Raw genomic sequence first — 3,345 nt, 5'->3', positions numbered from 1 at the left:
CGGCTATGGCGGCGGCAGCGCCACGATCGGCGGCCGGTTCGGCGACGGACCGACCGCGCTCGATCTCGCGCTCGATCGTCTCCCGCTTGGCCTCGCCGATATCGTCGCGCCCAGGCTCGGCCTGGCGGGCGCCGCGAGCGGCCACGCCAGCTTCCAGTCGAGCCCCGACGCCGCGCCCACCGGCCGCGCCGATCTCACGATCCGGGGGCTCACCCGCTCCGGCCTCGTCCTCGCCTCACAGCCGATCGACCTCGGCCTCAACGCCGCGCTCACGCAGAACGGCCTGGCGATGCGCGCGATCGCCGCACTCCAGGGCCGCACGATCGGCCGCGCGCAGGCGCGGATCGCCCCGCTCTCGCCCGATCCGAACATCGCCGACCGGCTCGGCCGCGCGCCCTTGTTCGCGCAGCTCCGCTATGCCGGCCCCGGCAACACCTTGTGGCGGCTGATCGGCGTCCAGACAATCGACCTTTCCGGCCCGCTCTCGGTCGCCGCCGACGTCGGCGGCACGCTCGATGCGCCGCTGATCCGCGGCACGCTCACCACCACGGCGGGCAAGCTCGAAAGTTCGAGCACGGGCACCGTCATCCAGAATATCCGCGCGAGCGGCCGCTTCGATGGCTCCCGCCTCGTCCTCGATACGATGGCGGGGACGACGGCGGGCGGCGGCAGCGTTTCCGGGCGGGGCGCGTTCGATTTTTCGGGCAGCAAGGGCGTCGGCATCGATATCGCGCTACAGGCGCAGAACGCGCAACTGCTCAACCGCGACGATATCGCCGCGGCCGTCACCGGCCCGCTGACGATCAGGTCCGACGGCATCGGCGGCACCGTCGCGGGCGATCTCGCGCTCTCGCAGGGGCGCTACCGGCTGGGCTCGGCGGCGGCGGCGCAGGTCGCGCGGCTCAACGTCGTCGATCTCAACCGATCCGACGACGAGGCGGTGGAGGACAGCGCGCCCGTCAAACCCTGGAACCTCGATATCAAGGCGCGCGCGTTCAGCCGCCTGATGGTCACCGGGCTCGGGCTGGACAGCGAATGGCGCGCCACGCTGACGATCAAGGGCGCGGTCGATAATCCCGCGATCGGCGGCAAGGCCGATCTGATCCGGGGCAATTATCAGTTCGCGGGGCGGCGCTTCGATCTGTCGCGCGGCGTGATCCGTTTCTCGGGCAGCGCGCCGCCCGATCCGATCCTCGATATCACCGCCGGCGCCAACCTTCAGGGATTGAACGCCTCGATCCGAGTCACCGGCACCGGCCTCCGCCCCGAGATCAGCTTCGAAAGCGTCCCCGCCTTGCCCGAGGACGAACTGCTCTCGCGTCTGCTGTTCGGCACCTCGATCACCAACCTCTCCGCGCCCGAGGCGCTGCAACTCGCGACGGCGGTGGCGTCGCTGCGCAGCTCGGGCGGCGGCGGGCTCAACCTCGATCCGATCAACGCGGTGCGGAAGGCGGTCCACCTCGATCGGCTGCGCATCGTCCCCGCCGACATCACCACCGGGCAGAAGACCTCGATCGCGGCGGGCAAATATATCGGCCGGCGCACCTATGTGGAGCTCATCACCGACGGCGCGGGCTATTCGGCGACGAGCGTCGAATTCCGCATCACGCGCTGGCTGTCGCTGCTCTCGACGATCTCGACGATCGGCCGCCAGAGCGCCAACGTCCGCATCTCGAAGGATTATTGAGGCGGCTCGCCGTCAAACGACGACCGATCCTCCCCCTGCAAGGGGAGGTGGCAGGCGAAGCCAGACGCAGGGTGTGTCTATTCAGGCTGAACGTCACCCCGGCCTTGAGCCGGGGTGACGAAAGATCAATGTCAACGGGAAAGGGCTCTACCCCGCCGGCTGAAGATGCTGCTGGTGGAACAGCCTGCCCCGCTCGGTGATCAGTACGACCGCCACGGTCGCCAGGCCGACGAGGCTGAACCCAACGGCGACCGGCACCGTCGTGCCGTCGAAGCTCTGCCCGATCGCGACTCCGATCAGCGCGGCGAGGCAGGTCGAGATGAAGCCCTGCACCGAAGAGGCCGTGCCCGCGATGTCGCCCATCGATTCCATCGCCATCGTGCCGAAGTTCGATCCCAGCAGCCCCTGGCAGAACATGGCGAGCGCCTGCAAGACGATGAACGTCCCGATCGTCTCGTGGCCCGTGATCGCCACGAGCACATGGAGGAGGCCGATACCCGTGAACCACAGCATCGCGGTGTGCGAAATCCGCCGCGTGCCCAGCCGTTCGACGAGGCGCGAATTGAGGAACGCCGCCACGCCCATCGACGCGGCGGTCGTCGCGAACACCAGCGGGAACAGCCGCGCCGCGTGAAACGTATCGGCGACGATCTGCTGGATCGAATTGATGAAGCCCAGCAGCGCACCCAGGCTCAACGCGCTGCCCAGCGTATAGCCGATCGTATTCCTGTTGGTCACGACGCGCGCCATCGCAAGGCTGACCCCGCCGAACGAGAGCGGCTGGCGATAGTCGGGGTGCAGCGTCTCGCGCAGGCGGAAACCGGCGATCATCGCGGTGACGAAGCCGTAGAAGGCGAGCAGGTAGAAGATCAGCCGCCACGATCCGGTGATCGCCAGGACCGCCGATCCGATGGTGGGCGCGAGGATCGGCACGCACAGGAAGACGATGAACGACAGGCTCATCACCCGCGCCATCCGCCGCCCCGAATAACAGTCGCGCACGATCGAAACGACCAGCACGCGCGATGCCGAAGCCGCGATGCCTTGCAGGAAGCGCGCGGCGAGCATCGTGCCGAAGCTCGGTGCCAGCGCGACGAGCAGGCTCAGCAGGGCGAACAGCGTCAGGCTGGCGACGACGATCGGCTTGCGGCCGTAGCGATCGGCGAACGGGCCCCAGACGATCTGCGCGGCGCCGAACCCCAGGACGTAGATCGAGATGATCCATTGCCGTTCGTTTTCGGACGCGACATCGAGCGATCGGCCGATCGCCGGCAGCGCCGCGAGCATGCTGTCGATGCCGAGCGCATTCATCGCCATCAGCGCCGCCATCAGCGCGACGAAGCCGCGAAAGCCCATGCCGGGATCGCTGCCGCCCGGCGAGGCGCGCGCGGATTCGGTCATGCGGGATCGATCGGGGAAAAGTGGGGCATCGCCGCCCTATGGCGCTGCCTCCGTGGTGCAGCAAGCTCTGGCTGCGCGGGGACGCGCCAGAGCCGGGGCAACCGGAAGCGCGGCCTACGACGATCCTCCCCTGGCAGGGGAGGATCACGATATCATGCGCAAAACCGGCTCGAATTCGGATCTAGACTCAGGACCTATTAATCGTTTGCGAGGATAGTGATCGGCTGATTCAATGGTGGTGCGAGGAGGCGCTGTCA

Annotated in this window: 2 protein-coding genes; one reads left to right on the top strand and one right to left on the bottom strand. The window is 68.1% G+C overall.

Features of this window, described 5'->3' with window-relative positions; genetic code table 11:
• Positions 1-1,687 (top strand): translocation/assembly module TamB domain-containing protein (locus tag HUU94_RS00295; RefSeq protein WP_174273141.1); only part of this gene is annotated, 1,687 nt, incomplete at its 5' end.
• A gap of 147 nt (positions 1,688-1,834) precedes the next feature.
• On the opposite strand, the gene HUU94_RS00290 is transcribed toward HUU94_RS00295, so the two are convergent.
• Positions 1,835-3,088 (bottom strand): multidrug effflux MFS transporter, encoded by a 1,254-nt coding sequence (locus tag HUU94_RS00290; RefSeq protein ID WP_217429524.1) that lies wholly within the window; start codon positions 3,086-3,088, stop codon positions 1,835-1,837.
• Positions 3,089-3,345 lie beyond the last annotated feature (257 nt).

This window comes from Sphingomonas bacterium, from assembly GCF_903644055.1.
GTDB lineage: Bacteria > Pseudomonadota > Alphaproteobacteria > Sphingomonadales > Sphingomonadaceae > Sphingomonas_I.
This window is presented reverse-complemented; position numbering and strand designations above follow the sequence as displayed.